This is a genomic window from Kitasatospora sp. NPDC087315 (assembly GCF_044744345.1).
Classification (GTDB): domain Bacteria; phylum Actinomycetota; class Actinomycetes; order Streptomycetales; family Streptomycetaceae; genus Kitasatospora.
Genome location: NZ_JBIUYD010000006.1, coordinates 19,038 through 41,885, shown reverse-complemented (window position 1 = coordinate 41,885; position 22,848 = coordinate 19,038). Strand labels below are relative to the sequence as shown.

The following is a 22,848-nucleotide window of genomic DNA, read 5'->3' as shown; positions in this document are numbered from 1 at the left end:
CGGGCACCAGGACGTCTTCCGCCACGACCTGTGGACGGGCCGGACCGAACGGGTCAGCGTCGCGGCCGACGGCACCCAGGTCGAGGCCGGGTCGGGCAGCGCCGTCGACGCGCTGGGCACGACGGTGCTGTTCTCCTCCGGCGGCGCGCTCGTCCCCGGCGGTGCCGACGGTCAGCAGGGCGTCTACGTGCGGCGGTACCCGCTGTTCTGAGCAACCGCCGGATACGTCGATTCCGGCGGTTCCCGGCGACAGGCGAGGGCGGCACCGCAGCCCTCGCCTGTCGCCGGCCCCGCTCGTGCGGGCGTGGTGAGCCGGCTTCAGCGTTCGTGGACCGTGGCCCACCTGTAGTGGCCGGGCCGTGCTGTTCCCTCCGGGCCGAGGGCCGTGCCGGTCGCGCACGACCGGCACGGCCCGGCCGGCCACCGGAGGGGTGGCGGGCCGGGCCGGGGGGTGAGGGGGATCAGCAGGAGCCGGCCGGGCGGTTGCGGACCACCAGGTCGGTGCGGCCGGCGGTGGCGTCCAGCCAGATCACCCGGGTGCCCTGGTCGGCCGCGGCCTTCTCCTGGCCGCCGCGGTTGCAGGAGAGCCGCTCGGGGGTGCCGCCGGTGAGCGGGAGCTGCCAGAGCTTGGGCAGCGCGGCGTTGGTCCAGCCGCCGGCGGGCTTGCTGCCCGGCGCCGCGAAGGTGACGGCCCGGTCGGAGGCGGTGATGGTGGTCCACGACGGGGCGTACGGCGAGGTGCCGGACAGCACGTCGGTCACACCGGAGCCGTCCAGGGCGCCGGAGCGGATGGAGCTCCGCTTGGTCCGGTCGCCGGGTGTCTCCACCCAGAGCAGCCGTCCGCCCGCGAGCACGGTGGACGTGGCCTCGGTCCCGGTGCTGCCGCTCGGGTCGCCCACCAGGTACTGGGCGGTGACCTTGCCGGCGGCGATCGAGTAGACGGTCGGTGCGGAGACCCGCTTCTCGCCGACCGTCCAGGTCTCGGACCAGCCGAGGACGCCGTCCTTGAGGGTGACGCCCGACAGGTCGTGGCCGTCGGGCAGCGGGAGTTCCACCGCCGGGGCGCCGTTGTGGGAGAGGTGGAGCCTGCTTCGGCCGGTGGCGAAGTCGGTCACCTTGTAGGCCACGTCGTCGCCGGAGATCTGGACATCGCTGGGCTGCTGGGTCGAGGAGCGGAACAGGCTGCGGACCGGGCCGCCGGACAGCGGGCGGGTCAGCACCTCCATCCCCCACGCGCCCTGGGCGTCGGGGCCGATGGCCAGCCACGCGGCGGACCTGCCGTCGGTGGCGGCCCAGCCGTGCAGGCGGCCGTCCTCCGGGCTGATCCGGGTGGGGGCGTCGGGGGCAGTGGTGGAGCCGGTGTACAGCGCGGTCGGGGTCTTGCCGGCCGGGTCGCTGTTGGTCATCACCCAGCGGCCGTTGGCGGCGGCGGGGGCGACCGGGGTGGAGGCGTCGCGCAGCAGCGTGCGGCTGTCCAGGCCGAGCCGGTTCTCCCAGCCGGCGCGGATGCCGTGGGCGTCGAACGCGGCTGCCACCGTGCGGAGTTGGTCCCGGGTGAGCTTGAGCGAGCGGCCGGCGGCGAGCACCGCGTTGCGGCCGTCGACGAAGTCGTCCAGCGGGGTGAGGTAGTCGGCGAGTGCGCGGTAGACCAGCCGGTCGGCGGTGAGCGGGTCGAGGGTGCGCCGGATGTCCCACAGCGCGCCGCCGATGATGGTGGAGTTGAGGTGCACCCCGCCGTTGTCGACACCGCCCCCCGCGCCGAGGTAGTCGTCCACGGTGGTGCGGCGGTCGTCCAGCCGGCGCTGCGCGCAGTCCTCCGGGGTGCCGGTGCGGCAGAGGCTCTCGCCGAGCAGGGCGGCCTTCGGGTCGCTCATCGACATCCCGCGGGCGGTCACCTCGATGGCGTTGCCGAAGTAGTCGGCCAGTGCCTCGTTCATGGCGCCGGGCTGGCCGACGTAGACCAGGTCGGCGGTGTGCTCGATGACGCCGTGGGTCATCTCGTGCCCGGCCACGTCGAGTGCGACGGAGAACGGGTGGTACGTGGTGCCGCCGTCGCCGTAGACCATCTTCTTCCCGTCCCAGAAGGCGTTCGGGAAGGGGGCGCCGCCGTTGGTCACGTTGACCACGGAGGTGATCGGGCCGCCCTTGCCGTCCAGGCCGTCCCGGCCGAGCCGGTCGCGGTAGAAGTCGTACACGGCGGCGGCGTTGAGGTGGGCGTCGGTGGCGCCGCTGCTGCCGGTGGAGGCCGGGAAGTCCGGGCCCGGGGAACGGGCCGGGAGGCTGTCGGCGGGTATGCCGCCCCGGAAGTCGTTGTAGTCCCGGCCGGCCGCGTCGTGGGTGGCGATGGTGGCGGGGCGGGTGAGGTCGGTGAGCTGGTAACTCCCGTCCGGGAGACGGCCGATGTTCACCTTGACGGAGCGGCCGAAGGCGTCCGGGGCGGTGCCGGTGGCGGGTTCGGCCCCGGCCTCGGCGCGGGCGGTGGCGGCCGCGGTGGGGGCGGTGGTGCCGTCGCCGGCCGTGTACGGGGTGCGGGCGTCGTGGGCGAGGGCGATCGCGCCGGCGGTGGCGTCCAGGTAGACCTCGCGGACCAGTGGACCGCCGGTGTCCGGGTCGGTGCCGCGCAGGGTGAAGTGCTGGGCCAGCCGGCCGGTGCCGCCGGGCAGGATCACCTGGCCGTGGTCCTCGGCGGTGGCCCCGGCCCGGGCGCGCCGGTCCGTGAGCGAGCCGAGCGCCAGGTTGCGCAGTGTCCCGGCCGGGACGGCGGGAGTGGTCGGCGCGGTGAGGCCGGTGAAGTACTTGCCGCCGACCGACTCGACCCGCTGCTCGGCGCCTTCGCCGGTGAGGTGGACCAGGTACTGCGCGCCGAGCACCGGTATACCGCCGTGGTACTGCTGGAACCTGACGGTTCGTCGGCCGTCGGCGGTGCGCTCGGCGCCGATCTCGGCGAGCTGCCCGGGGTCGATCCGGTAGCGGTCCGGGTGGGCCGCGAGATGGGCCAGGGCGGCGGCCGCCGGGTCGCCGGGGGCCGGCTCGGCCAGGCCCGTGACCAACTGCGGGGCGGCGGTGTCCTGGCCGGACACCAGGCCGGGGACGGGGTCGGGGTCGGCGGCCGGTCCGGCCAGGGCGGGCGGCGCGGCCAGGACCAGGCCCAGGACGGCGGTTATGCCGACGCCGAGCACCTTGGGCGCGCGGGAACGATGGTGCACTGCGGTCCTCCCATGGAACACGGAACACGGAACACGGAATGCGGAACATGGAACGCGGAGTACTGGATGCGGGATCGGCGGTGACGGCACGCGAGGGAGCCGATGGGCCGTCCGATGGCGTCGACGAGCACCTTGGTCCGGCCTGCGGAGACGGCAGGGACCTTGCCGAGGGCAGCGGTTGACGCAGCGTACGACGCTTGCCGACTCCTGCGGCCGGCGTCCCGCCGTGCAACGACCATAGGTCATCGACCGAGATATGTCGATGACCTGTCTATGAGTGCGCGGGGGAGGGGCCGGCCCCGACCGGTGGCCCGGGAACACCCTGTTCCCGGGCCACCGCCCTGTCGCGGCGTTGCTACGTTCGCATGATTGCTGATTGACGATCGGTACGGTGAGAAACCCATCGCTCGGCTCGTGTCTATAAACGGGGGAAGCCGACAATCACTCGACAGCCAGCCGGCGAGTGCCGACCCGATTGGAACGAATCCCATGGCCTCCTGGGGCGACGAGGATTTCCCGAATCCGACAGATGACTCTCCCGCGCCGTCCGGCCGGAGGCGATTCCTCCGGACCGGGTCCACGCACCGGACCCGCAAGCGCCTCCTGCCGGCCGTCACCGTGGTGGCCGTGGTCGTCGGCAGCGGATTCCTGTTCCGTTCGGGGTTCGGACCCGATCATGTCGAACCCCCGTCCGGGTCCAGCGGGGATTCGATCTCGGTGGGCTATCAGAAGGCACCCGCCACGCTGGTGGTCTACGAGGACTACGACTGCGCCGCCTGCCGGAAGTTCGCCGAGGGGTTCGGCCCGACGCTTCGCCAGCTGGTCGTCGAGAATCGCCTGATCATCCAGTACCACCCGGTGGCGACCGACGGCCGCAAGACCTCGGCCCGGGCCGCCAACGCGGCGGCGTGCGCCCAGGACGCGGGAAAGTTCACCGCCTTCCGCGAGGTGCTCGTCGCGGCCGGCAAGCAGAACCCGGACGCGAAGCAGGACCTGCTCTCGCTGGCCGACCGGGTGGGCGAGCTGCGGTCCGCGGCGTTCGACCGGTGCGTCGACGACGGCGCGCACGCGGGCTGGGTGACCCGCGGGACCGATACGTTCACGAAGCAGTTCCACGCGGACGCGCCGGTGGTCGTGCTCAACGGCGACCGGGTCGACATCGACGGTGACGGGGCCGTCACCAAGCTGTGGAAGACGGTCGAGGACCTCGCACTGAAGGACCCGGGCTTCCACCCGCCGGTGAACACCCCGCCGTACCCGCCTGCCTCGGCCGCCACCGTCTCGCACTCGGCCTCGGCGTCCGCCTCGCCCAGCAGGGTGAGGGCGGCAGAGGCGTCCGAGCGCACGGCTGCGGCTTCCGGCACCAGGGAGCCGGCACACGCTTCCGGCGGCTGACGACCGGTCGGCTCGGCCGGGGCTCCGCAGCGGGGACTCCGGGCAGGCCGTCTACGTCGGCGGGTGCGCGCAGGACCGGCCCGGGGGCTGAGGGCGGCTGGGAAACGGCGGCCCGGGGCGAATTCGGCCGTGGGCGCAGAGGGGCGGAGAGATATTCCGTGTCGTCGACGGACAAAACCCGTACCGAATACTGCGGGGCCAACGCGCAAAAACCAACCAGCGAACGAGGGGAACATGAGCCGGGCGAATCGGAATGGAAAGCTGGTCGCACATGAGCGCAGGCGCGCGGAACGCGCGGCGCGAGAGATTCTCGCGAAACGTCGACGCCGTTTCATGGTGTTCGGCCTCGTGCCCGCCGTCGTGACCTCTGCGGTGATCACAGGGATCGCCGTGCAGACGTACCGCTCCCAGGACGACGGACCCGCACTGGCGCCCCTCGGAACCGTGGCCGACAGCAAGGCCATCGAGGTGGGAGCGGAGAAGGCTCCGGCAGTCCTGGAGGTCTACGAGGATTTCCGCTGCCCCGCCTGCCGGGCGGCCGAGGCGCGCCTCGGCGAGGTGCTGCAGAGGTACATCCAGTCCGGCCGGCTGCGCCTGGAGTACCACCCCCTCGCGGCCATCGACGCCGGCCTTGGCGGAAAGGGGTCCCTGCGAGCGGCGAACGCCGTCGCGTGCGCGCAGGACCTGGCCAAATTCGCCCATTACCATGCCGTCCTCTTCTCCAACCAGCCCGAGGAGAAGAACGACAGGTTCGCCGACCGGGCGGAACTCCTTCGGCTCGCCGAAAATGTCCCCGGACTGCGGACGCCGGCTTTTGAGCAATGCGTCAACAAGGGAACGCACGAGGCTTGGGTACGCACTGTCACGGAGGAGTTCCGCCACCACAAATTCCAGGGGACGCCGGCCATGCTGCTCAACGGCAAGCAACTCGACCCGCACACCGGTGGGGCCATGGCCTCGAAGGAGGCGTTCGAGGGCGCGGTGCTCGAAGCCATCGCCGAGGCCGACCGGGCCTCGCAGGCCCCCTCGCCGACGCCCTCCTCTTCGCCGGCGCAATCGCCCGAGCACGCGGCGTCGCCTTCGGCCCAGTCGTCCTGATCCGTACCGGGGGGAGTGAGGTTTCCCCGGGGTGCGGAAGGCTGTCGGACCTGGACTGCCCCGCTGCTTCAGGAGGTCGACGACCGGCCCTGCCCGTAGCCGGATCCGCCACGCGCACGTCCGTGATCGTGACCCTGCTGGGGCCGGCGGCGTGATCCGTCCTGGATGTGAAAGACGCCTTTCAAAGGTGGCATCGGAGGGGCGTGCTTCGCGAGCCCGAGCGGGCCGTGAACCGGAGTGAACTGGGGAGATCAGGCCCCGGCGGTTGAGGGGCCGCAGGTGGGGGTGGGGGTCCTTCGGAACTCATGAAACATAGTTTTCACGATTCCGGCCGCTGCGGCGCCCCTAGCGGCAGCCCGCACGGGAGGTGCGGGAACGGATGGCGGAGACCGTCCCCCCGGCCGCTGCGTAGAGTGGATACAGACGGTGCTGGATCACGGCTTCCCTTCTCGGAGGGTTACCGGTGAGACGTGCGGATGCCTCCGGTGAGGCGGTGTCGGTCCGGCTGTTCCTGGACCAGGTCGACGGCGGCGCGAGCCGCGCCCGGCCGACCCGATCTGCGCGCCGACGCCTCGGGAGGCGACCCTGCTCGCGGCGGTGGCGGCGCGCGGGAGGTGAACCTCGCCATGAAACTGACCGCCGAGCGGCTGCGGGCCTCTGCCCGCTGCTCCGCCCCGGCCTCCGTGCACGCGCCGCCGGTGTCCGCCGCCGATGTCGGCCTGCTGGTGCTCCGGCTGGCCGGTCTGCTGCTGGCCGGCCACGGCGCCCAGAAACTCTTCGGCCTGTTCGGTGGCGCCGGTCTGAGTGCGACCGGCAAGGGCTTCGAGGCCCTGGGCTACCGCCCCGGTACCCTCTTCGCCGCGCTGGGGGGCGCCTCGGAACTGTGCGGCGGCCTGGGCCTCGCCCTCGGGCTGCTCACCCCGCTGGCGGCCGCCACCGTGGTCGGGGTGATGATCAACGCGATGTCCGTCAGTTCGAGCGGCGGCCTGTGGGCCGACAAGGGCGGTTTGGAGTACCCGCTGTGCCTGTCGCTGATCGCGATCGCGGTCTCCGCCCTCGGCCCCGGACGCCTGGCGCTGGACCGCCCGTTCCGCTGGGGCCGGGGCGGGTGGTGGAGTATGGCCGTCGCCCTGGGAATGGGTGGCATCGGCGCGGCCATCGTGCTGTCCCTGAAAGGGGTGACCCTCTGACCGAGGGGCAACAGGCTGAGGGGACGTCCGACTCCGGACGTCCCCTCAGCCTGTGGTGCGCGGTCGCGTCGGGCGGTTACTTCAGGAAGTGCAGGCAGAGCGTGAACTGGTCGCTGCCCTGTTCCTCCGTGTAGTAGCCGTCGGCGTCGCTGAACTGCCTGCAGGCGGTCTCGCCGTTGGAGCTGTCCTTCACCTTGCCCACGATCCTGGCGTCGGCGTCAGGGTCGGAGCAGGAGAGCACCACGACGTCCGGGTGGTTGTCCGTGACCCCGGTGACGATCGCGTTCTTGTTGTGCACGCAGTCGCCGACCGAGGCGAACGAAGGGTCGGACTGCACGTTGTAGACGATCGCGCCGATCACGAGCAACGGGACCAGCAGGCCCAGGACGGCGACGCGCTGGAAGAGCGGCTTGCCCGGGTTCATCGGCTGGCCGGGGGCGCCCGGCAGTGGCGGGGCGAGCTTGTTGATCTTCGCGCGCTGCGGCAGGTTGAGCAGCATGGTGGCCGGGTTGATCAGCAGGGAGGCGATGCCCCACCAGCCCTGCCAGAGGCTCTTCGCGGTCATGCTGCGGTGGGCGGCGATGCCGCAGCTGCGGCAGAACGGGCCCTGGAGCTTCAGGAATCGCATGATCACCAGGAAGCCCTGGTGGCCACGGATGGTCGCCTCCACCGCGGGGACCGAGCCGCAGAAACGGCAGGAGAGCGCCGCTTCGCCGTACCCGGGGTAGCCGGCCGGACCCGCCGCGGCATAGCCGTCGGGGCCGGCGGCGGGGTGGCCGTAGGCCTGCTGGCCCGGGACCGGCCCGGCCTGCGGCGCACCGCCGTTGGGGCCGGCATACGCGTACGGGCTGGGCGCGGTGGGTGCCGCGGTCCCGTCGGCGTACGGGTTGGCGCCGACCGGGCCGGCGCTTTGGGGCACCTGGGGAGGCACAGTGGACAAAGGGATCCCCCGGAGAAAATCGAGATCGGTTTCGTGAAGGCTGAAACCTATCGGTCCCGGGGTTTGAAGCGAAAGTCAGTTCGAGTCAGGTGGAAGGATGGTCGCCCAACCGTGATGGAAGGCCGATCCTGCCGAGGGGCGTCCGGCGGGTCGGTGACGGTGCGGGCCGGGGGCGTTGATCGCCTGCGTCGACGACCGCTCAGGCGCACCGTCCCGGGTGCGGCTCGGCGCGCCAGGGCTTGTCAGACAAGCCCTGGCCCCTTACTGGCCCACCCGTCCGTCGATGCACTCGCGCAACAGGTCGGCGTGCCCGCAGTGACGGGCGTACTCGTCGATCCTGTGCACCATCAGCTCCCGCGCGGCGATCCCGTCCTTCCCCAGGCGCTCGCCCAGATCCGGGTGTTCGGCCAGCGCGGCGTCGGTCGCGGCCTGCTCGCGCGCCAGATCGGAGTACGCGGCGTCGACCTCGGCCTGCTCGGCGACGGCTCCGTCGAAGTCCGCGTCACGTTTGCCGTACAGCTTCGGCAGTGGATCGCCGTCGCTGATCCAGTTGCGCCAGTCCCGTTCCACTTCGGCGAGGTGCCGAACCAGGCCGAGCAGCGACATCGTCGACGGCGGAACCGACCGACGGGCCAGTTGCTCCGCGTCCAGGCCCTCGCACTTCATCCGCAGGGTCATGCGGTAGTTCGTCAGGAAGTCCTGCAGCGTCGCGAGTTCGCCGTCCGGACTGACTCCTTCGCTGTTGCGGGGGTCGTCGTCCGGGTCGGCCCACATGTCGGGGTGGACGGTGGCCTGGCTCCATCGCGCGGGTTGGTCGCTCATGCGTTCCATGGTGGTTCGTGAGGGCCCGGGCTCGCCAGTGAGTTTCTCCACGGTGATCGCTTCGGGCCGTTGGCGGGGGTGGCCCCGTCGTGCCGCGTGCGACCTCAGGCCCGGGGTGCCAGCAGGTCGTCCAGTTCGGCCGCGAAGAGCAGGGCGGGGTCGAGGCCCATGCCGGTGAAGTGGCCGGCGAGCTCCAACGACAGGACGCCGTGCAGGCGGGTCCAGAAGGTCAGGAACCGGTGGAGGGCCTCGGGCGGGGCGGAGTGGCCGGCGGCCCAGTCCCGGTGGTCCTCCAGGTAGGTGCCGAAGGGGGTCACGGCGCTGTCCGGGGCGAGCGCCGCGCACGCGTCGACCAGGGTCGTCATGATCTCGGAGGAGATGGCGGTGATGTCCGCGGGCGCGTGGTAGCCGGGGACGGGGGTGCCGTAGACGAGGAAGTACCGCTGAGGGTCCGCCAGGGCCCAGCCGCGCAGGGTGTGTGCCAGCCCGGCCAGGTCGGCACCGGTGGCGGAGGCCGTGCGGAGGGTCTCGGCGAGGCTTCGGTACGCCTCCCGGACGAGTTCGGTGATCAGGTCGTCGCGGCTGGCGAAGTAGCGGTAGAGCGCTGGTCCGCTCATGCCCATCTGCTTGGCGATCGCGTTGAGGGAGAGCGCGGACGCCCCCGCCGTGGCGATCTGCTCCCAGGCGCGTTCCGTGATCTCGGCCCGGACCTGGGTCCGGTAGCGCTCCCGCGAGGCGTTCGCGCCCTTCGTCGCCATGGCCTGCCACCGTCCCCATTCATTCGGCTACACCCTCAAGGGTTCGTTAGAGGCTATCACGCAACCCATTGACCCGCCGTTCCGCATCGCGTTATAACTTCTAACGAACACGTGAGCATCTAACTCGGTGCGGCCGCGCGGTGCGGCCGACCGGTCGCGCTCACACCCCCCGACCGACGGAGGAGAACTCCATGTCCGGCATCCGTGGCACCGGCGTCCGCGCCGCTCTGTTCACCGTCCCGCTCGTCCTCGGCCTCCTCGGCGCCGCTGCCGCGCCCGCCGGGGCCGCCGGCTCCCACACCCCCCGGCCCGGCGCGTCCCTCACCTGCCGCGGGAAGGGCGTCGACCCCGACGCCCTCGTCCGTCACCGGGCCGAGATCGTGATCAACGCCCCGCTGCGCACCGTCTGGAAGCTGCAGACCGACGTGGAGCGCTGGCCGTCCTGGCAGGCCCCCGTCGAGACCGTCGAGCGCCTCGACCATGGCCCCTTCCGCAAGGGTTCGGCATTCCGGTGGACGACCCCGGTGCCCCCCAACCCCTCAACTCCCGCCACCAGGCTGGAGATCACCTCGACCGTCCGGCAGATCGAGCCCAACTCGTGCATCCGCTGGACCGGCCCCGCGATCGGCGAAGGACTGCGCATCGACGGCGTCCATGTGTGGAACTTCACCGAGGTCAAGGGTGGCGTCCGCGTGAGCACCGAGGAGACCCACACCGGCGCCCAGGTCGAAGCGGACGTTCCCACCGCGACCAGGATCCTCCGCGAGGGCCTCGAATCGTGGCTGCGTGACCTGAAGTCCGCCGCCGAAGGCCTTGCCTACAACCAGACTCACTGACCCGATAACTGGGTGTACGTCAACTGAGCAGTCGTCAATGGCTGGCCGCCGGACGGCCGTCTCGCGCGGTATGACCATGATCACACCAGTCTCCGGTGACCTTGGTGCAGCTCCCATCGCGTCTGTGTGTTCGAGGGGTGTCCCACGAGCGAATCGGAGACCGGACTGTGCGTGCTCACGAAGGTGGCGGGGCCCAGGAGGAGAAGACCGGACGGCGGCGGTGGCGCCCGTTGCGGCGGATCGACTACCCGCGCAGAGGGCGGCGCGGTGTCCGCCGCTGGCTTCCGTCCTGGCGGCAGCTGCTCCTGGTGGCGGGGCTCGGGGCGATGGTGCTGACGGGATGGCTGGCCCGGTTCTACATGATCACCGAGGTCCCGGACGACCTGAACTCCTTCGCCACCCAGCAGAACAACGTCTACTACTGGGCGGACGGCACCGAGATGGCGCGGATCGGTGAGATCAACCGGCAGGAGGTGCCGCTCGACCGGGTGCCGCAGCCGGTGCAGTGGGCCGTGCTGGCCGCCGAGAACGAGACCTTCTACTCGGATCCGGGGATCTCCATCACGGGCATCGGCCGCGCGGTCTACCAGATGGGCTCGGGCGGCGACACTCAGGGCGGCTCGACCATCACCCAGCAGTACGTCAAGAACATCTACCTGAACCAGCGTCAGGACATCTCCCGCAAGCTCAGTGAGATCGTCATCGCGATCAAGCTGGACCAGCGGATGAGCAAACAGGACATCCTGGCCGGCTATCTGAACACCAGTTGGTTCGGACGCGGCAGTTACGGCATCGAACGTGCCGCGGCGGCGTACTACGGCAAGGACGTCTCGCAGCTCGATCCGAGCGAAGGGGCCTTCCTGGCGGCCCTGTTGAAGGGGGCCGGGCAGTTGGACCCGGCGATCAGCGCGGACAACCGCCGCCGGGCCGAGGAGCGGTGGTCCTGGATTCTGGACCGGATGGTGGAGGTCGGCAGGCTCTCCGCCGCCGAACGCGCCGAGTACACGGTGTTCCCCGAGCCCAGGCCCCAGCCGAAGGCGGCGGGGCTGAGCGGCCAGGTCGGGTACCTGGTGGACATGGCCAGGGCCTATGTGGAGAGCCACAGCGACATCACGTCGGCCCAGCTCGACCTCGGCGGCCACCAGATATACACCACCTTCGAGAAGCCGAAGGTCAGTGCCCTGGCCGCCGTGGTGCAGGACGCCACCAAGGGGATCGACCCCGGCAACCGTGACGCCGACAGGTTCCTGCGGGTCGGTGCCGCCTCGGTGGCCCCCGACGGGAGGATCGTCGCACTCTACGGGGGCCCCGACTATCTGAAGCAGGGCTTCAACAGCGCCAACACCTCCACGGTGCCGGTCGGTTCGGCCTTCACCCCGCTGGTGTACGCCGCCGGGCTCAGCCAGGGCGTGCAGCGCCAGCGGGGCGGCAGCCGTACCCCGGTGCTGCCCACCACCACCTACAACGGCGACAACGGCGTGAACGTGATGACCCCGGAGGGGCCGTACTGGGGGCGTGACGGGAAGATCGTGAAGACCGCCAACGACGGCAAGCGGGACTGGGGCACGGTCACCCTGAGGAGCGCGGTGGAGCAGTCCGTCAACGGGCCGATGATGCAGCTCGGTATGGACGTCGGCCTGGACCGGGTGCAGAAGACCGCCGCGGACCTGGGCCTGCTCCCGGTCAGCATGGGTGAGCTGGCGCCGGCCTTCGGGGTCGGGAACTCCACGCCGAGCGCGATCAGGACAGCCGACGCGTACGCCGCCTTCGCCGCGGGAGGCAGCCACACGGACCCCTACTCGGTACTCAGGATCACCCGGAACGGCGCGCCGCTCGCGCTGCGTCTGCCGACCGCCGTACAGGCGCTGACCCCGGCGGTCGCGGGGGACGTGGACGCGGCGCTCAAGGACGCGGTCCGCACCGGGAGCGCCAAACCGGCGGCGGAGGCGGGCCCGGACCTGGCCGGGAAGCCCGGTACCACCGCGGACCGTACGGCGGGGTGGTTCGTCGGCTACAACGGGCAGATGTCCACGGCCGTCACGGTCTTCCGGGCGGACCTGAAGGACATGAAGCTGCTCTCGCTGGAGGGGCTGGGCGGCGCCGCCCCGGACACCCCGGACTCCGCGCTGCCCACCCAGATCTGGACCTCGTACATGAAGACGGCCGGTGGCCAGGACGGCCGGGGAGAGGCGCGCGGCCGGTAGGCCGGGGCGGCCGGCGGGGCCCGTGACACCACGGGCCCCGCCGGCCGCCCGGACCGGTCACTTGACCAGGCGCGACCAGTCGGCCGGCTGCCCGGGGTCCAGCTGGCGCAGCTTGTCGAGCACCTTGGGGTCCTGGGCGTCCAGCCAGTCGGCGACCTGGCGGAAGGAGACGCAGCGGACGCCGTCCCGCTTGCAGACGCTCTTCATCACGTCCTCGATGGCCTGCATGTAGATGCCGCCGTTCCAGGTCTCGAAGTGGTTCCCGATGAAGAGCGGGGCCCGGCTGCCGTTGTAGACCCGTTCGAAGCCGCTGAGGTAGCTGTCCCGGGTCTCCTTCTCCCACGCGGCGTACTTCTTCGGGTCGCCCTTGGTGCTCTCCCCGGACTGGCTGGCGAGGAAGTTGAAGTCCATCGCGAGGCCCTGGGTCGACTTGCCCGGGTAGGGAAGCATCTGGAGCGGGAAGTTCCAGATGCCCTCCTTCTTGCCGGGCCAGACCTGGAATTCGCCCGGTGAGCTGGCGTCGTACCGGAAGCCGTCCGCCTTCTCGGCCGCGAGCAGGGCCTTCTGGCCCTCCAGGCAGGGGGCGCGGCCGCCGACCAGCTCCTTGGTGTAGTCGAAGGGCAGCGGCGGGAGGTCCTTGAAGCCGGTGTTGGTCTTCCAGTTGGTGACGAAGGAGATCGCCTGGTCGAGCTCGCTCTTCCACTCCTCGGTGCTCCAGTCGCGGCCGCCCTTGGCGTCGCAGAAGTGCCCGTTGAAGTGGGTGCCGATCTCGTTCCCGTCCTGCCAGGCCAGGCGCAGCTGCTCCAGGGTTTCCTTGATGTGGGCGTCGGTGGGGAAGTCGATGGCGGCGGCGCCGGCGTCGTGCTGCGGCGGGTGGTAGAGCGTGCTCCTGGACTTGGGCACGGTGTAGATGCCGGTCAGGAAGAACGTCATCTGGGCGTTGTTCTCCGCGCCCAGTTTGCGGAAGCGCGAGAACAGGTGGTCGTCGTTCTCCAGCGCGCCGTCCCAGGAGAACACCACGAACTGCGGCGGCTTCTCGCCGGGCTTCAGTTTCTCGGGCTTGGGCTGCCTGGGCTGCGGACCGGTGTCGGAGGTCGAACCGTCACCGAGCACCTTGACCACGCCGTCCCAGGTCGGCGAGGGGCTGGAACTGGGGCTGGGGCTGTCGGACGGTGTGCCGCTCGGGCTGGGTTCGGTGCTCGACGGAGCGACGTCGGCGGCGGACGGTCTGTCCTTCGAGTCGGAGCCTCCCGTGGTCAGGGCGAAGGTCGCGACGACCCCCACTGCCAGCAGGGCGGTTGCGCCACGAGCAGCCCGCACCGTTCCTCCGTTTCTCCGACATACAGTCAGATAAGTTTGGAAAGTAAGCCATACAGTGCGATCATCAGAACATTTTTGATCGGTAGGTGTCGAGGCGGAGACCGAACGGTGGCCCGGCGGGTGATCGCATAACTGCCCTACCGTGCAGGGTTCCTGACGCAAATCCGGCCACTCGTTCGGACCTCCCGGCCCCGGAGTCCGAGTCGCCTGAGTTGCTGTCAGGAATGAGGGTCGTGTCGGGCTCGGCCCCTTGACCGCTCGTGTGGCGCTTGTATCGGCAGCGCATGGCGGTGGCCCGGTCCCGGCGAGTGCGATGTCGTCGCCGCGACCGCATCCGCTACGGCGCGACATCACCGGCAGCGCGCGGTCTGCCCGAAAGCGCAGACCGCATCATGGCCCCGTCGAGGGGGTGCGGAGGGAAGCCCGCGCCGACCTCGCCGCGGTCCTGGGGGAGGCGCTGCGGCTGCTGCCGCCCGCGTGGATGCTGTACCGCAAGGGCGGGGACGTGTACACCGGACCGCACCCTGAGATCCGTCCTGAGGGCGACGTCGCGCCCTTCCTTCAGGCGGTCTCCGCCGGACTGCTGCTGACCTCGTCCTACGGAGAGACGCTGCACGGTGTCGGCGCCCGGGTGATGTGCGGGGCGTCGATGCTGTACGTGCTCGCGGCGGTGCCGGCGTGGAAGCCGGGCGGTGGCTCGCCCCGGCCCGTCTGGCACGCGTCCGGCTTCCTCGTCCTCGCCTCGGTCCAGGTCGTGCTCGGCATCGCGCACATACCGGCGGTCCAGCTCCCCCTGGGCGTCCTGATGTTCGGACTGAGCGTGCTGGCGCTGGCGCGGCGCTGACGCTGGAGCCCGTCGCGGAGCCGGAGCTGCCGAGGTCGCCACGGCGGCCTCGGCAGCTTCCTGCCGAATTGGTCTCGACCATTGCTCCGGGTCCGGGAGTGGGGGAGGCTCGCGGCGAAGCGCCGGGCTGCGGACTCCGGTGCTCTTTTCAGAGGGAAGAAGGTACCGGCATGGCGATGCGTAAAGCGGTTTCCACCATGGCCCTGGCTGGACTGTTGGCCGCGGGCGGGTTGATGGCCGCTCCGGCTGCTCAGGCGTCCACAAGGGTGACGACCGGATATGTCTATGTCGGTATGTACCCGAGCGGTGCCGCGTGTGAGGCCGCGGGCCAGGCCTACGTGGCCCGGGGGGAGGCGGTCAGCTACTTCTGCGATGTCGCCCCGACGACGGCCCGGCTCTCCATCTGGGCCTGAGTCGACAGGCACGCGGGAGCGGCAGGCCGCCGGCCCGGCGGCCCGGCCTTGAGCGGGCCCGGCGACGAACCTCGCCGCCGGGCCCGCTCGTTCGGCCCGTTCGCGGGCTGAGCGAGTGTCTCCGCTGTGGTTGGGTGTCGGATGACTTCTGGCGATGGTCTCGACACACAGGGGCATTGATGAAGCGCTACATCCTGACCGGTTCCCCCGGAGCCGGGAAGACGGCGATCCTGCGTTGGCTGGAGCACGACGGCTACACCGTGGTCGAGGAAGCGGCGACAGATGTCATCGCCCTGCGACAGGCCCAAGGCGAACCGGCGCCATGGACGAACCCGTCCTTCGTGGACGCGATCACCGACTTGCAGCGCCGACGGCAGGAGCAGGCCGCGTCCCTTCAGGGCGAGGTGCAGATCTACGATCGATCGCCCGTCTGCACCTACGCCCTGGCCAGGTATCTCGGCCACCCGGTCTCTTCGGCCCTGGCCGGCGAGTTGGAGCGCATCCAAGCCGGGGACATCTACGACAAGAAGGTCTTGTTCGTCCAGAACCTCGGGTTTGTCGTACGGACCGACGCGCGGCTGATCACCTTCGAGGAGGCACTGCGATTCGAGCAGGTTCATCGGGACGCCTACGCCTCACTCGGATACGAGTGCGTGTCGATCGCCCCGGGCCCGCTGTCGGAACGGGTGGCAGCGGTAAAGAAGCGGATTGAAGCCGCGCCGTGAACCACCAGGCCCCATCTCGGACGACCGCACTCCCGGACCCGCCGGTTTCACCGGTCCCGGCGAGGTCCGGCCGGGTGGTGGCTATGCTGCGGCGCATGGACATCGTGATCCCGCTCTTCGACAGCTTCGAGCCGCTCGACGCGATCGGGCCGTACGAGATCCTCGCGTACGTGCCCGGTGCCACCGTGCGGTTCGTCACGGACGAACCTGGCCTGGTGCAGGACGTGTTGGGTTCCCTGCCGGTGCACGTGCCGACCGGGTACTCCGAGGTGGAACGCTGCGACGTCCTGCTGATCCCGGGCGGGGGCAGCTTCCAGACCATGGTGAACGACCCCGGGTTCCTCGGCTGGGTGCGCCGGATCCACGCCGGCACCCGCTTCACCACCTCGGTCTGCACCGGTTCCCTGGTGCTCGGCGCGGCCGGCCTGCTGGACGGCCTGACCGCCACCACCCACTGGGCCGCGGCCGCCGAACTGGAGTCGTACGGCGCCGTCTACACCCCCGAACGGGTGGTCCGGCACGACCGGCTGATCACCTCGGCCGGGGTCTCCTCCGGCATCGACATGGCCGTCCGGCTGGCCGCCCTGCTCACCGACGAGGTGACGGCCCAGGCGATCCAGCTCTACACCGAGTACGACCCGCAACCCCCCTTCGACACCGGCTCGGTGGCCAAGGCCCCGGCCGAGGTGCTCGAACGGGCCCGCACTCTGGGCTAGCCGAGCCGCGCGTCCAGCCGGGGGCGCCCTGGGACTCGGCATTTCGTTGCTCGTGGCAGAGCCCGCACGCCCGACCGGCCGCCGGTGACGCGGGAGGCCGGTGGGGTGTTCCGCCCGGGGCGAGCCGCAACTTCGCAACTGAGGGCGGCGTCCATGGTCGGGCTCCTGTGACGGGTTGACGGCCTCGCCCATCCTCCATGCCTTTGCGGCGCTGTATCGCCGAGCGGGACGACTGGGGGCGCGGTGACGCTGGACGGACGGGTAGCGGTGTTCGATGCCGTCGTGTCTGTTACCGATACAAGGATGAAACGCTCTTTACCGGAACCTGATGGGACTGACGAAAGGATGAAACCCTCTTTAGACAGGAATCTGACGTCCCGTCCCTACAGTGCCACGCATGCCACATACACATGGTCGGATCAACGGTCACCACCACAGGATCCACAGCCGAGCGTGCACACAAGCCGTCCTGACGGCAGTCGTGCTGGCCGCGGGCATGGCGCTGGCCGCGCCCGCGGGGGCCGCACCGCAGGACGGCGCCACCGCGGCCCTCGCCGCAGGGCCGGATTCCGTCACCACGCATTCCGGCGCCACGACCGCACAAGAGCGCAGCCGGATCGACACCTACTGGACCGCCACGCGGATGAAGCTGGCGGGCGCCCTGGTCCCCGAGATCACCCCCGTGCCCGAGGATGACAACACGCCTGACGATCCGCGGCCGCTTCCCGCGAACACGCTGGATCCCGGGGCCACATGGACGCACGGCGGAGCGGTGAACGAGAGCGTCGGCCGGCTCTTCTTCACCTTCTCCGACGGCTACGACGGCAGTTGCACCGCAACGGTCGTCAACAGCGCGAACCGCAGCACCCTCATCACGGCGGCGCACTGCCTGAGGGGCGTCGGGGCTGCCGCTGCCGACGACACGTGGCACCACAACCTCTACTTCGTGCCCGGTTACCGCAACGGAACGAAACCGCTCGGCGGTTTCAGCATCAAGAGCATGGCCACCTCATCCCGCTGGGACGCCGATCCGGGCAGGACGACCTCGGAGGAGGTCGCCGTCGCCGGCTACGACACGGGAGTCCTCGTGGCGAACCCCTCAGCCGGGGGACGACGGATCGCGGACGTCACGGGAAGCCAGAAGATCGCGTTCACCAAGCCCACCAAGGGCGAGTTCATCCACACCTTCGGGTACCCGAAGAACCGACTCAACGACCCCGGCGCCAAGTACGCCGGATCACGCATGATCCATTGCGCCGGACCGGCCCAGCCCGGCCCCAAGGCACCCCTCCTGTGGGGTGAGCCCTGCGACATGTCGCACGGGGCGAGCGGCGGTCCCCACCTCGCACAGTTCGACACCCGGACCGGCGCCGGCACCGTCGTCGGCGTCACCACCACCAGCGAAGAAGTCGCGGGCGGGCAGGCCAATACGCTCTACGCCACACGCCTTGGTGACAGCGCCCACCGTCTCTACAACTGGGCGCAGACACACCTGGCCTGACGTCGTGTCAATCTCCTGCCCGGCCGGCACCTCCTCCCGGCCGGGCAGGACCCGTGCCCGACGTGCGGCGCCGTGGGGCCTGGGCGGGCCGTCGAGCGGCCTCGGGCCGGTGCCGGGTCGGTGGCGGCCGGGCCGGCCTCCGGGCGCTCGCCGGTCGTGGCGGGACGCTCTCGGGAACGCCCGGGTCAGTGGACCCTGATCCCCTCGCGGCTCGCCCGGACACCGCGGGCGGCCGAGCGCACTGTGCCCGGCCGCCGCGGTCTTCTCCGGGAGAGCCTGGCCCAGCGCCCCGGCAGGCGCGCCGACCGGCCCCGGCTGCCGGAGACCTGTGACGGGTCCTGCCCTGCGGCCGGGGCCAGGGCCTCGGATGTCGAGCACGAGCCGTAGGCGGATGCGGATGTCGGTGACTTCCTTGTCGGTGACGGCGTCGCGGGACCACCCGACAAGGCGCTGTTCGGAGATGGTGCGGACGTCATCGGTGCGGTGCGGCGTGGGACGGTGCCGGCCCGGCCTGCGCTCTGCTCGACTCCCTTGGCCACTGGACGGCCCTTCAGAGCCGCGACAGCCAACCACCCTCACCACGGGCCCCGACCGCCCACACCGGCCGTCAGGCCAGAAAGACACCGCACAGCGTCTCCCGGCGACCCGGACCAGTTCCTGGACGGCTGTGTCGAGCGGCGCGTAGGCGAGGTGGTAGGCGGTCCCGTCGGGCTTGCCGAGGCTGTGGCGGGCGAGCGCTCACCGTCGGCGGACAGGGCCTCGCCCTGGTGGTCGACGTCCCAGGTCAAGCCGCGAAGTCCTGCCGGAGTACAGGAGTGGGCGCCTTGCGAGGCGCAGATGTTTCATCGGTATGCGAGGTGTGCTGCATTTCCACCTGGCTGGACTCCTGGCGTCACACCTAGGGCACGTCTGAAATGACAGCTATAGGGGCTGTCGTTACGTTCGTCGCAGGTCGGTCGCCCGGCTGACGTCCGTATGACAGAGGGAAGTGAAATGCGCACGCGTACATTAGGTGTGGCCGCTGCCGGAAGCGCGGCGGTCCTTGCCGCCGCTGGTATCACCTATGCCTCGGTTGACGAATCCACCCCGACGTCCCCGTCTGTCCAGCTGGCGGCCCCGCCTGCCGAGCCTGTCCAACCAGCCGCCCCTGCCGCCCCAGCCGCAGCTGCCTCGGGCGGCGGCAGCACAGGCGGGGAGAGGGACGAGGGCCGTGACCACGAGGGCGGCGGACGCGCAAGCGGGGAGAGGGACGAGGGCCGTGACCACGAGGGCGGCGGACGCGGCTACGGCCACAAAGAAGAGGGAAGGATCTACTTCAACGAACGTACGTACTCCGCCTCCACCGAGGGCTGTATCACTGCGGCCAGCGGACTGGGCTCCAGTAGCTTCAGTGTTTTCAACGACAGCCGGAAGACCATCGAGGTCTTCCGCGGCTTTACCTGCGACAACGGCGCTCCGGTAGCCACCGTGGGTCCCCGCGGCGAAACCAACGGCATTGTGACCCGTACCGTCCACGGGGGCGTGTTCGGTGACGAAGGCGTCGCGGGCAGCTTCCGGGTGATCGGCGACTACGACGAGTGGTGACAGCGCCGGTCTCCAGTTCGGCGACCAGGGCCTGGGTGAGGACAGGTAGCCGTCGTTCAGGCCGGGCAGGGCGAGGGCGACGCGGCGGAACGCTCCGTTGCCTACGAGCCGCAGCAGGTCGTCCCGACCGCAATGTGGCGGGGCCCCTCGGGGAATCCGAGGGGCCCCGCCACACTCGCATCATCGATGGCGGTTTGTCAGCGGGAGGCGAGTTCGGTAGCGCGCTGGGTGAGTTCGACGGCGCCGGGGATTCCCCGCCTCGCTGCCTACCGGTACCTGGACTGCCACCTGCCCGTCACCGAGCAGATCGCCACCCGGCAGCTGTCCCTGCCCTGCTGCCCGGCCATGACCAGCACGGACGTGCAGCGCGTCATCGACGCCCTCCGTGTCATCCGGTCCTGACCCGCAGGCTGCCGGGCCGGCTGTCAGATCACCGGCGGCCGGCCCAGCTTCGTCATCCGCCACACCGTGCTCCACCGCATCGGACGCCGCGGCGGACACGGCGTCCGGACACCCTCGAAGAACCCGGACCACCATGCCCTGAGACCGGCCGACGGCGGCCTCCGCACCAGCGTGTACAGCGCCCAGGAGGTGAGGTAGACCGGTACCAGAACCGCAGGGAGGTGACGCTTGGCCAACCACACCCGATTGCGGGCCGTCATCCGGTAGTAGGTGGCGTGACGGGCCGGGTCGGTACGGGGGTGCTGCAGCACCATGTCCGCGCGGTACTCGATCCCCCAGCCGGCGTCCAGCGCACGCCAGGCGAAGTCCGTCTCCTCGTGCGCGTAGAAGAACGGGGCGGGGAAGTCGCCGATCTGGTCGATCACACTCATGCGGATGGCGTGGCCGCCGCCGAGGAAGGTGGTGACCTCGCCCGACAGCAGCGGGTCCGAGGCACCGAAGCGGGGCACATGCCGGCGCTGGGTGAACCCCGTCTCGTCCGCGATCCGGAAGCTCACCACCCCAAGGCGCGGGTTCTGTTCGAAGGTTTCCCGGATCAGCCGGAAGGTGTCGGTCCGGGGAAGCAGGCCGTCGTCGTCCAGGACCACCAGGACGTCGACACCGCCGAGTTCGCGCAGCCGGTCCACCCCGGCGTTCCGGCCGCCCGGGATGCCGAGGTTCTCCGGCAGTTCCACGGCATCCACCCACGCCGGAAGTTCCGGGAGCTTCACTCCCTGCCCGAGCACCACGGCCTTGACGCTCTCGCCCTCCTGGGCCGCCACCGAGTCCAGGAGCGCGTGCAGCTCCTTCTGCCGGTCGCCCATCGTCAGCACCACCACGCCCAGCGTGACGTCCATCGCACCCGACCCCATCGAGGAACCCTTCATGATCTCGCCGACACCGGAACCCGCGGATGTGTCGTTGCGCGTACTCGCCGAGACAGGGCGGCTCCCGGACCACCAGTACATGGACCAGCACACCCTGACCTGGATTGCCCGTGGGCGGCCTGCCGGTCCGAGTGCCCGAGTCACGATGCCACACCGGCCGGTCCTGCTGGTACCGGACGCCTCCTGGTTCGCGGGCCCGGCCGTGATCGATTCTATCCACGGCGCCCGGCACAACGCCCGCGTCAGCCTCCTCGTTCAGCTCCTCGCCCGCCACCACGGGCTCGACCACGACTCGGCCCTGGCCCTCGCCGCCGCGGCGGCCTGCCACGACTGCCACCGCCATCACGACCGCGACGACCGGGGTCACGGCCGGCGCGCCGCCGGCTGGCGCGCCTCGCCCTCGCCAGAGGCCACCACGTTTTCCTGGAAGGCGTCTTCGGCGCCGAGCGGTACGACGCTGTGAATAACACGCGGCGCGCGAACCGAAGTGGGAGTGTTCGCCTGTACCGGTCAGCGGCTACTCGCTCTCGCCACTGCCATCCGGCACAACTGGACCACCGCACCACGATCGGGCGATCAATCATCGCAACTGAGCACCGAAGACACCGGACTCATTCATCCAGTCCTGTCGACCGAAGATTAGTTGACGACAGGTCAGCACATTTAGAATCGTGGATCCCTTGGATTCGCCCCGTCGGCTGGGCCCATGGCGCGTGGCCCGCGGTCCTGCGGGCTTCCGCTGATCATTCATGACCAAGTGGAGGTTTCGATGCCCGAGAAGGTCGTCAAGGAGAAGGTGCTCGTCTACGTCGTGCGGGACGGGCGGCTGCTGGTGTTCCGGCACACCGACTACAGCTACGAGGAGGTCGGTATCCAGGTCCCGGCCGGCAGCATCCGGCCGGGAGAGGGCCCGGAGGCCGCCGCGCTGCGTGAGGCCCGGGAGGAGACCGGCCTCACGGACTTCAAGATCGTGCGCAAGCTCGGCGAGACCGAGTACGACATCAGCCCGTACCGGTTCGAGATCCAGCGCCGCCACGTCTTCCACCTGGAGCTCACCGAGCCGACCCCGGAGCGGTGGATGAGCCAGGAGGACCACGACGGCGAGCAGGAGCCCACGTACTTCGAGTGCTTCTGGATCCCGCTGGAGGCCGCACACATCCTCCAGTCCGGCCAGGGCGCCCTGCTGGGACGCCTGTTCGGCTGACCACGTCCGCGCACCCTCGGCAAGGGCGGAAGCCGATGAACCGCCGCACCGAACGGCGCCCCCTGATCGAGCAGTTGTACCGGGGCCTGGATTCCGAGGCGGCCAGGACGGCTTCCGCGGGCGCAGATGGCCGCCCGCGTTGCGCGAGCACTTCACGCTGTCCGACGCCTCACGTCGCGGGAGCCGGCGGATCCGCTCGCCGGCGGCGATGTTGGTGAAACGTGCCGGAGTGCTCGAACACTCCGGCCATCAAGCCCCGTGGGCGGGCATCCGGTTCTACCCCGGCACCGCCCCTGCCCTGCTCGGCGTGCCCGCGCACGAGCTACGGGACCAACGCGTCGACCTCGCCGGCCTCTGGCCGGGTGCCAAGGTGCGCCGTCTTACGGAGCAGATCGACGCGGCGTCCGACCCTGCCGCCGCCCTCGAGGATCTGGCGCTGTGCCTCGCAGCCGAAGCTGAGCCCCGCGACCCGCTCCTGCGTGCGATCGTGGTGTCCCTGGCGGCCGGCCACTCAATCACAGCGACCGCGAAGTCAGTGGGCCTGGCCATGCGACGACTCCACCGCTACTCCCTGGCTGCCTTCGGCTACGGCCCCAAGACCCTGGCCAGGGTCCTTCGCCTGCGACGTGCCCTCGCCTTGGCCCGTACAGGCGTCCCCTTCGCGGAGACGGCTGCACGGACGGGCTTTGCGGACCAGGCTCATCTGGCAAGCGATGTGCGGGAGTTGACGGGGGAGTCGCTGAGCGGCCTGGTGGGACGGTAGC

The 22,848-nt window shown here is 70.6% G+C and carries 21 protein-coding genes; 15 read left to right on the top strand and 6 right to left on the bottom strand.

Annotated elements, in window-relative coordinates; genetic code table 11:
• Positions 1 to 461: 461 nt before the first annotated feature.
• Positions 462 to 3,206: a M4 family metallopeptidase gene (locus ACIO5D_RS10385; protein WP_400794736.1), complete on the bottom strand. Its 2,745-nt coding sequence runs from the start codon at positions 3,204 to 3,206 to the stop codon at positions 462 to 464.
• Positions 3,207 to 3,695: 489 nt separating this feature from the next.
• Here ACIO5D_RS10385 and ACIO5D_RS10380 point away from each other — a divergent pair, with 489 nt between their 5' ends.
• The 3 genes from ACIO5D_RS10380 (at position 3,696) to ACIO5D_RS10370 (ending at position 6,889) form a co-directional block, all read left to right on the top strand.
• Entirely contained in the window at positions 3,696 to 4,601 is a 906-nt protein-coding gene (locus ACIO5D_RS10380) for a DsbA family protein (protein WP_400794851.1), read from the top strand.
• Positions 4,602 to 4,835: 234 nt separating this feature from the next.
• A complete protein-coding gene (locus ACIO5D_RS10375; protein WP_400658168.1) occupies positions 4,836 to 5,699 on the top strand; it encodes a DsbA family protein in 864 nt (287 codons plus the stop codon).
• Between the two features lie 626 nt (positions 5,700 to 6,325).
• Positions 6,326 to 6,889 carry a DoxX family membrane protein gene (locus tag ACIO5D_RS10370; RefSeq protein ID WP_400794734.1) on the top strand — a complete coding sequence of 188 codons (564 nt, stop codon included), beginning with the start codon at positions 6,326 to 6,328 and terminating at the stop codon, positions 6,887 to 6,889.
• A 76-nt stretch (positions 6,890 to 6,965) separates the two neighbouring features.
• Here ACIO5D_RS10370 and ACIO5D_RS10365 read toward each other — a convergent pair whose 3' ends face one another.
• The 3 genes from ACIO5D_RS10365 to ACIO5D_RS10355 all read right to left on the bottom strand — a co-directional run bounded on the left by ACIO5D_RS10365 (position 6,966) and on the right by ACIO5D_RS10355 (position 9,409).
• Positions 6,966 to 7,808: a hypothetical protein gene (locus ACIO5D_RS10365; RefSeq protein WP_400658164.1), complete on the bottom strand. Its 843-nt coding sequence runs from the start codon at positions 7,806 to 7,808 to the stop codon at positions 6,966 to 6,968.
• Positions 7,809 to 8,090: 282 nt separating this feature from the next.
• On the bottom strand, positions 8,091 to 8,660 hold the full coding sequence (locus ACIO5D_RS10360; RefSeq protein ID WP_400794732.1) for a DinB family protein: 570 nt from the start codon (positions 8,658 to 8,660) through the stop codon (positions 8,091 to 8,093).
• 95 nt (positions 8,661 to 8,755) lie between these two features.
• A complete protein-coding gene (locus ACIO5D_RS10355) occupies positions 8,756 to 9,409 on the bottom strand; it encodes a TetR/AcrR family transcriptional regulator (protein ID WP_400658162.1) in 654 nt (217 codons plus the stop codon).
• Between the two features lie 191 nt (positions 9,410 to 9,600).
• Here ACIO5D_RS10355 and ACIO5D_RS10350 point away from each other — a divergent pair, with 191 nt between their 5' ends.
• On the top strand, positions 9,601 to 10,245 hold the full coding sequence (locus ACIO5D_RS10350; RefSeq protein ID WP_400794730.1) for an SRPBCC family protein: 645 nt from the start codon (positions 9,601 to 9,603) through the stop codon (positions 10,243 to 10,245).
• 167 nt (positions 10,246 to 10,412) lie between these two features.
• Positions 10,413 to 12,449 (top strand): transglycosylase domain-containing protein, encoded by a 2,037-nt coding sequence (locus ACIO5D_RS10345; RefSeq protein ID WP_400794728.1) that lies wholly within the window; start codon positions 10,413 to 10,415, stop codon positions 12,447 to 12,449.
• 57 nt (positions 12,450 to 12,506) lie between these two features.
• Here the strand turns inward: ACIO5D_RS10345 and ACIO5D_RS10340 are convergent, their stop codons facing one another.
• The gene (locus ACIO5D_RS10340; protein ID WP_363612126.1) at positions 12,507 to 13,769 is read right to left on the bottom strand and encodes a hypothetical protein; all 1,263 of its coding nucleotides are present in this window, start codon (positions 13,767 to 13,769) and stop codon (positions 12,507 to 12,509) included.
• A gap of 409 nt (positions 13,770 to 14,178) precedes the next feature.
• Here ACIO5D_RS10340 and ACIO5D_RS10335 point away from each other — a divergent pair, with 409 nt between their 5' ends.
• The 7 genes from ACIO5D_RS10335 to ACIO5D_RS10305 all read left to right on the top strand — a co-directional run bounded on the left by ACIO5D_RS10335 (position 14,179) and on the right by ACIO5D_RS10305 (position 19,954).
• On the top strand, positions 14,179 to 14,613 hold the full coding sequence (locus ACIO5D_RS10335; protein WP_400794726.1) for a hypothetical protein: 435 nt from the start codon (positions 14,179 to 14,181) through the stop codon (positions 14,611 to 14,613).
• A gap of 170 nt (positions 14,614 to 14,783) precedes the next feature.
• Positions 14,784 to 15,026 (top strand): hypothetical protein, encoded by a 243-nt coding sequence (locus ACIO5D_RS10330; RefSeq protein WP_400658148.1) that lies wholly within the window; start codon positions 14,784 to 14,786, stop codon positions 15,024 to 15,026.
• Between the two features lie 179 nt (positions 15,027 to 15,205).
• Complete coding sequence (locus ACIO5D_RS10325; protein ID WP_400794724.1) at positions 15,206 to 15,751, top strand: AAA family ATPase; 546 nt, start codon at positions 15,206 to 15,208, stop codon at positions 15,749 to 15,751.
• Positions 15,752 to 15,846: 95 nt separating this feature from the next.
• Complete coding sequence (locus ACIO5D_RS10320; protein ID WP_363612130.1) at positions 15,847 to 16,467, top strand: DJ-1/PfpI family protein; 621 nt, start codon at positions 15,847 to 15,849, stop codon at positions 16,465 to 16,467.
• Between the two features lie 496 nt (positions 16,468 to 16,963).
• On the top strand, positions 16,964 to 17,968 hold the full coding sequence (locus tag ACIO5D_RS10315; RefSeq protein WP_400794722.1) for a trypsin-like serine peptidase: 1,005 nt from the start codon (positions 16,964 to 16,966) through the stop codon (positions 17,966 to 17,968).
• 1,014 nt (positions 17,969 to 18,982) lie between these two features.
• Entirely contained in the window at positions 18,983 to 19,552 is a 570-nt protein-coding gene (locus tag ACIO5D_RS10310; RefSeq protein WP_400794720.1) for a hypothetical protein, read from the top strand.
• A 228-nt stretch (positions 19,553 to 19,780) separates the two neighbouring features.
• Entirely contained in the window at positions 19,781 to 19,954 is a 174-nt protein-coding gene (locus ACIO5D_RS10305; protein ID WP_400658137.1) for a DegT/DnrJ/EryC1/StrS family aminotransferase, read from the top strand.
• Between the two features lie 23 nt (positions 19,955 to 19,977).
• Here ACIO5D_RS10305 and ACIO5D_RS10300 read toward each other — a convergent pair whose 3' ends face one another.
• Positions 19,978 to 20,850, bottom strand: a complete 873-nt coding sequence (locus ACIO5D_RS10300) for a glycosyltransferase family 2 protein (RefSeq protein WP_400658134.1) — start codon at positions 20,848 to 20,850, stop codon at positions 19,978 to 19,980.
• A gap of 175 nt (positions 20,851 to 21,025) precedes the next feature.
• On the opposite strand from ACIO5D_RS10300, the gene ACIO5D_RS10295 reads away from it, so the two are divergent.
• The 3 genes from ACIO5D_RS10295 to ACIO5D_RS10285 all read left to right on the top strand — a co-directional run bounded on the left by ACIO5D_RS10295 (position 21,026) and on the right by ACIO5D_RS10285 (position 22,847).
• The gene (locus tag ACIO5D_RS10295) at positions 21,026 to 21,343 is read left to right on the top strand and encodes a hypothetical protein (RefSeq protein WP_400794718.1); all 318 of its coding nucleotides are present in this window, start codon (positions 21,026 to 21,028) and stop codon (positions 21,341 to 21,343) included.
• Positions 21,344 to 21,649: 306 nt separating this feature from the next.
• Entirely contained in the window at positions 21,650 to 22,084 is a 435-nt protein-coding gene (locus ACIO5D_RS10290) for an NUDIX domain-containing protein (RefSeq protein WP_400759926.1), read from the top strand.
• A 208-nt stretch (positions 22,085 to 22,292) separates the two neighbouring features.
• The gene (locus tag ACIO5D_RS10285; RefSeq protein WP_400794849.1) at positions 22,293 to 22,847 is read left to right on the top strand and encodes a helix-turn-helix domain-containing protein; all 555 of its coding nucleotides are present in this window, start codon (positions 22,293 to 22,295) and stop codon (positions 22,845 to 22,847) included.
• Position 22,848 lies beyond the last annotated feature (1 nt).